The organism is Deinococcota bacterium (genome assembly GCA_030858465.1).
In the GTDB taxonomy this organism is placed as follows: domain Bacteria; phylum Deinococcota; class Deinococci; order Deinococcales; family Trueperaceae; genus JALZLY01.
In genome coordinates this window covers 1-5,763 of the sequence record JALZLY010000060.1, presented here as the reverse complement: position 1 = coordinate 5,763, position 5,763 = coordinate 1, and the positions used below count along the sequence as shown (strand labels likewise).

The window sequence follows — 5,763 nt, the reverse complement described above, 5'->3', positions numbered from 1 at the left end:
CACCACCAGCGTGGCCGCGGCCACGCTAGCCGGTCGCCTGAGGACGCGGGCCTGGCTTCTCGTCGCCGCCATGCTGGCCAGTCTGGCCGCGGCCCTGGGCCTCCTGGTCTTCAACCTGCTGAGCGGCGACTTGGACCTCCTCTGGAACCTTCAGGGGCTGGCCTGGGTCTTGGGCGGCGGCCTGGTCGCGGGCCTGTTGGCGCTCGGCCTGCTGCCGCTCGCGGAGACCAACAGCATCGGCTTTTTGACCGAGTTTCGCCTCCTCGAGCTCTCGAACCCCGCCCATCCGCTCCTGCAAAAGCTCATGCTCGAGGCGCCCGGCAGCTACCAGCACAGCCTGATCATCGCCAACTTAGTCGATCAGGCGGTCAAGAACATCGGCGGCAACGCCCTCCTGGCCCGGGTCGGCGCGCTCTACCACGACGTCGGCAAGACGCGGCGGCCACAGTTTTTCGTCGAGAACCAGTTCGCGGGCGAAAACCCGCACGACCGGCTGAGCCCGCACCTCAGCTTTCTTATCATCACCAGCCACGTCCGCGACGGCCTCGAGCTCTTGCGCCAGTTCAAACTGCCCAGGGCGCTCGAGCCCTTCGTCTTAGAGCACCACGGCACCACGGTCCTGAGCTACTTCTACAAGCGGGCCCTGGAGGACTCCTCGCGCCTCGACGAGCTCAACTTCCGCTACGCCGGGCCGCGTCCCCGGACCAAGGAGACCGCCGTCCTGATGCTCGCCGACGCCGTCGAGTCCGCCTCGCGCAGCCTCTCGGAGCCCAGCCAGGGCTCGATCCGCGCGCTCATCGACCGGCTCATCGAGCAGCGGCTCCACGACGACCAGCTCGCCGACAGCCCCCTCAACTTCCGCGACCTCGAGGTGATCGCGGGCACCTTCGAGCGGATGCTCACGGCCATCTTGCACCGCCGCATAAGCTATCCCAGCCCCGAGGAGATCAAAGGACTCAAACATGATAGAAGTTCTCGACGAGACCCGGCGGTACCCGCGTCCTGAGGCGCTGGCCGCGGCCCTGGAGCGGCTCATGGCCGCGCTGGGGGCGCAGGGTGAGCTCACTCTGGTGCTCGTGGACGACGCCGGCATCCGCCGGCTCAACCTGGCCCACCGCAGCGTAGACGAGCCCACCGACGTGCTCTCCTATCCCCTGCGCGAGCCGGACGACGTGGGCATGCCCGAGACCGGCTTTCTGGGCGATATCTTTGTTTCCCTGGACACGGCCGCGCGGCAGGCCCCCCAGCACGGCCACGATCTGGAGGGCGAGGTCAAGGTCTTGGCGGCCCACGGCCTCATGCACCTCTTGGGCCATGATCACGAAACGGAGGCGGCGTGGCGCGACTTCGAGAACGCCCAAAGGCTCGTCCTCGAGCCGAACCCCTAGACAAGCTTGCTCCGGACTCGCCCCTGGCCGCCTTCCGCCACGCCGGCGCCGGCCTCGCCTGGGCCTGGGCCCAGGAGCGCAACTTCCGCATCGAGTTCGCCATCGGGCTGGCCGCTCTGGCGCTCAGCCTGGTGCTCGGGGTCAACCCCGCGCCCGTCCTCTTGGCGGCCGTGCTGGTCCTGGGCCTCGAGCTGATCAACAGCGCCGTCGAGGCGACCATCGACCTGGTGACGCCTGACTTTCACCCGCTCGCCAAGATCGCCAAGGACCTGACCGCCGCCGCCGTGATGCTCGCCGCGATGGGGGCGCTCCTCGTCGGCCTGCTGGTCCTGGGACCGCCGCTGTGGCAGGCGCTGTTCGGGATTATCCAATGAACGATCCGCCCAGCGACCTGTTGGCGGCGGCCCAGGCCGCCTGGCACAACGCCTACGCCCCCTACTCGCGGTTTAGGGTGGGCGCGGCGCTGCGCGCCGAGAGCGGCCGGGTCTTTTTCGGCGCCAACGTCGAAAACGGCTCCTACGGGCTGTCGCGCTGCGCCGAGCAGTCGGCGGTGTTGGCGATGGCCTCGGCGGGCGAGCGCCTGTTCAGCGAGGTCGTCGTCTACACCGCCTCCGGCCCGCCCGCCTCCCCCTGCGGCGCCTGCAGGCAGATCATGCTCGAGTTCGCGCCCTCGGCGCGGGTGTGGCTGGTCAACCAGGAGGGGGAGGTGAAGGCCGTGAGCGTCGCCGAGTTGCTGCCGGGGGCCTTCAGGCTGCCTTAGCCCTAGCCTCCCTAGCCTCCCTAGCCTCCCTAGCCTCCCTAGCCTAAGGCTCGCGCTCGGCTCTAAAGCGGCCTAGCGCCGACAGGTGCGCCCGCTGAGCCTCCGCTTGCGGGCCGGTCTCGTGAAAGGCCAACAGATAGGCCGGACACTCCCGCCAGCTGGCCTCGAGCGCCAGCAGTTCCACCGTGACCAGCTCGACCCAGCGCCTGACGAACACGAACTTCATGCTCTCGCCCCTCAGCGCGGGCACGCCGAAGGGCTGTCCCAGCAGCCCCGTGCTCTCGCGGTCCATCAGCCTTTCGGCGGCCGCGTTGATGAACAGCACCTCCCCCTCCCGGTCGACCACCATCACCCCCGCCGTGCTCTTCTCGAAGACCGCCAGCAGGCCGGCCGCGCAAGCCTCGAGGCCCGCCGGCTGCTCCCTTATGAGCGCCAGGAGATGGGGATCGGCTTGGCTCACGGCGTCTCGGTCACTCGTCCTTCTCGTCTAAGCCCCCGGGCGCGGCGGCGGCGACGCCCTGACTCCGGGGATTGCCGGCCAGGAGGCCCGCCACGTCGCGCACCGGCTCGCCGAGCTGCATGCCGCTCTCGTCGATGCTGTACTCGCGGATGTCCTTGTCGTGCGCCGAGCCGCGCATCTTGAGGACCGCCAGACAGCGGCGTATCTCGCCGCGCACCTCGAAGTAGCGCAGCAACAAGGTGGTGTCGGCGACGGTGGAAACCTCCGCCTCGGTGACCGAGGTGCCGCCGGAGAGCCCCGGCGTGGTCGAGGTGTACATGGTGGTGATCTCGCGCCCCTTGATGAACGACGACAGGCTGACCACGAACTCGCGAAAGCCGTGAACGTCGGACACGCGCTCCAGCGCCGAGAGGCTGTCCACGGCGACGCGGTCGGGCCTGAACTCATCGATCAGGCGCTGCATGGTGATGAGGTGGTCCTCGAGCGTCGCCGCCTCCGGATAGTCGTTGACGATCTTGAGGCGCCCCTCCGCCTCCAGGCCCTTCAAGTCTTGGCCCCAGGCCGCGGCATTGCGCAGCAGCTGCTCGTAGCCCTCGCCAAAGGCGAAGATCAGACAGCGCTCGCCCTGGCTGATGGCCGCCGCCAGAAAGCTGGTAACCGTCAGGGTCTTGCCGGTGCCGGTCGCGCCGGAAACCAGGATGATGGAGCCGCGCAAAAAGCCGCCGCCGGTCATGACGTCGAGTTCCTCGACGCCCGAGGACAGGCGCACGTCGCTCAGGACCTGCTCCAGCTGACCGCCCAAGAGCGGGATCACGTTGATCCCGCTGCCGGACACCACCGAAAAGGGCAACTCCCCCCTGCGATGGTCGGCACCGCGGAACTTGAGGATCTCGACCGTGCGCCGGCGCCTTTCGCTTCTGAGGGTGTTGCGCAACAAGATGACGCTGTCGACCGCGAACTCCTCGACGCCGAAGCGCGAGAGGTTGTAGGTGTCCTGATCCATCTGCACGGTGAACAGCGCGGTGACGTCGAGAGCCCTGAGCGCCAGCATGATGCGGTAGAGCTCGCTGCGCACCACCGCCCTGTCCGAGAGCTGCATGAAGAGAGCGGTGAGCGGGTCGATGGCGACGCGCACCGCCTTGACCCGCTTCACCGCGTGCTCGATGCGGGTCAGGAGCGCGCTCAGGTCGTAGGCGCCGGCCTCGACGCTGAGGCCGTGGTGCGCCGAGGCGTCGACGAAGGCCCAGAGGTTGTCCTTCTCCCAGGCCGGAATGTCCCAGCCGAAGGAGGCGGTGTGGCGGCGGATATCCTCGGGCGTCTCCTCCAGGTTGACGAAGACGCCCGCCTCGCCCCTCCTGGCGCCCTCGGCCAAAAACTGGCTGGCGAAGACCGTCTTGGCGCTGCCCGTGGTGCCCGCGACCAATGTGCTCCGGCCCTTGGCAAGACCGCCGTGGCTGATGTTGTCAAAGCCGGGAATGCCGGTCGGGAGCTTTTCGACGTTCATCCCGCCCTTCCCGCGCCGAGTCCAATCCCAGGCCGGCGCAGTCCGGCGGAGCGGGCGGACCATAGCTGTGGCTTCATTCCCCTCCCCCTTCTCCCTCTTCATAACCCGTGTCGCTATGGGCGTCGCTGCTACCGGCGTCGCTGCTGCCGGGGTTCCTGGTGCCGGGGTTCCTCCGGCGCGGCAGCTCGAGGGCGCGCAGCACCCGGTCGCCCAGCGACAGGTCGCCGATGATGCGCACGACCGGCGGGGGCAGCAGTTTGATCAGCGTCGGCGTGCCCAGGATCTTGAACTCCTCGGCCAGCTGAGGCTGCTCGAGCACGTCGATCACCGCGACGTCGCAGTCTCCCCCCAGTGCCTCGTCGCAGAGGCGGCGGAGGTTGGCGACCGTGCGCTCCGACCTGGCGCCGTCGCCGGCCACGAAGAGCTTGAACTGAAAGTTAGCCACGCCTCACCGACCCATACCCTTTATTCTTATTCTCCGTACCCTGATTCCTAGTCGTTCATCTGCCCTTACTCCGTTACTCCTACTCTGTTCTCGAGTGTCGAGACCACGACTATACCGCACGAATATCCCTTTGACCAACCTTTGACCAATGGCGGCGGCTTGGCGATAGACCTTCCTCCTCTGTCCTCCGCTATGATCGCCACCGTGACCGCTACCGTGGCCTCCACCGTGGCCGCCACCGTGACCTCTACCGTGGAGGTCATGGCGAGCCGGTCACCGATCCTGACCTCGCCAGCGTCTCTGCCAGCGTCTCTGCCAGCGTCTCTGCCGTAATCCCGAGCTCCTGCTGTCTCAAAACCCTTCGGAAGACGGTGCCTCTTAGGCTTCTCACTCGGCTCGGGTATACTCCCTGGGATGAAAAATGCCCTCCTCAGCCTCCTTTTGACCCTACTGTTGGCTCTCCTGGTTTCCCTCGCCGCGGCGCAACAGCCGGCAAGCGCGCAACAGCAGGTCACGCGCGTCGTCGCCCTACCGTTCAGCACCAGCGAGACCACCGCGCCCTACGGCGCCGGCATGGCCGCCGCCTTGCAGCGCGGCCTCAACACCATCGACAACGTCTACGTGCCGCCCGTGGGCGACGCGCTGGCCGTGGCCGAGCGCTTGCAGGGCGCCGACCGCTTGAGCCCTGAAGCTCTGGCCGAGGCCTTTGACGCGGCGGTGGTGGTGAGCGGCCAGGTCGAGGCGAGCGGCAACCAGGCGCAGATCCTCATCGGCCTCTCGGGGCCGCGCTTTCCCGAGGCCCGCGACCTGACCGTCAGCGGTCCGCTCGAGGACGCTCCAGAGCTCGCCGCGCGCGTCGTGAACGAGGTCGTCCGCGCCCTTGGCCTGGCCCTGAGCGGCGAGGACCGCGCCGAACTCGACAGCGTCTTGGCGCAGACGCCGGAGTTCTCCAGTCTCTTGGCGGTGGCCGAGTCGGCCCTGCGCACTCAGGCGCCCAACCGGGCGCAGCTCGAGGTGGCCGCGCAGCTGAGCCCGGACTCGAGCTGGGTCCTGGCCGAACGGGCGCGGGCGCTGGCCTTGGCGGGCGATCTCGAGGGGGCGCTGGTGCTGGCGGCCCAGGCGACCGAGCGCGCCCCCGCCGACGCCGAGGCCTGGGTCACGCGCGGCATCGTCACGCTCGCCGCGGGCGACCGCGAGGCCGCCCTC

At 68.5% G+C, this 5,763-nt stretch carries 8 protein-coding genes; 5 read left to right on the top strand and 3 right to left on the bottom strand.

The annotated features are described in order from the left end of the window. The 4 genes from M3498_03125 to cdd all read left to right on the top strand — a co-directional run. The coding region (locus tag M3498_03125; GenBank protein MDQ3458287.1) for an HDIG domain-containing protein at nt 1–1,006 on the top strand (1,006 nt) is incomplete at its 5' end. Next, complete coding sequence (gene ybeY / locus M3498_03120) at nt 963–1,388, top strand: rRNA maturation RNase YbeY (protein ID MDQ3458286.1); 426 nt, start codon at nt 963–965, stop codon at nt 1,386–1,388. The genes M3498_03125 and ybeY, both read left to right, overlap by 44 nt. Beyond that, the gene (locus tag M3498_03115; GenBank protein ID MDQ3458285.1) at nt 1,337–1,762 is read left to right on the top strand and encodes a diacylglycerol kinase; all 426 of its coding nucleotides are present in this window, start codon (nt 1,337–1,339) and stop codon (nt 1,760–1,762) included. Before ybeY ends, M3498_03115 begins: the two co-directional genes overlap by 52 nt. Then, nucleotides 1,759–2,148 (top strand): cytidine deaminase, encoded by a 390-nt coding sequence (gene cdd / locus M3498_03110; protein ID MDQ3458284.1) that lies wholly within the window; start codon nt 1,759–1,761, stop codon nt 2,146–2,148. The genes M3498_03115 and cdd overlap by 4 nt, the downstream gene beginning before the upstream one ends. Before the next feature lie 43 nt (nt 2,149–2,191). On the opposite strand, the gene M3498_03105 is transcribed toward cdd, so the two are convergent. The 3 genes from M3498_03105 to M3498_03095 all read right to left on the bottom strand — a co-directional run bounded on the left by M3498_03105 (nt 2,192) and on the right by M3498_03095 (nt 4,557). Further along, nucleotides 2,192–2,608, bottom strand: coding sequence for a PAS domain-containing protein (locus tag M3498_03105; GenBank protein ID MDQ3458283.1), 417 nt, complete (start codon nt 2,606–2,608; stop codon nt 2,192–2,194). A 10-nt stretch (nt 2,609–2,618) separates the two neighbouring features. Then, nucleotides 2,619–4,112 (bottom strand): circadian clock protein KaiC, encoded by a 1,494-nt coding sequence (kaiC, locus tag M3498_03100; protein ID MDQ3458282.1) that lies wholly within the window; start codon nt 4,110–4,112, stop codon nt 2,619–2,621. 73 nt (nt 4,113–4,185) lie between these two features. Then, nucleotides 4,186–4,557, bottom strand: coding sequence for a circadian clock KaiB family protein (locus M3498_03095; protein ID MDQ3458281.1), 372 nt, complete (start codon nt 4,555–4,557; stop codon nt 4,186–4,188). Between the two features lie 414 nt (nt 4,558–4,971). Here M3498_03095 and M3498_03090 point away from each other — a divergent pair. After that, nucleotides 4,972–5,763, top strand: a 792-nt coding sequence (locus M3498_03090) for a hypothetical protein (protein MDQ3458280.1), incomplete at its 3' end; no start/stop codon positions are given.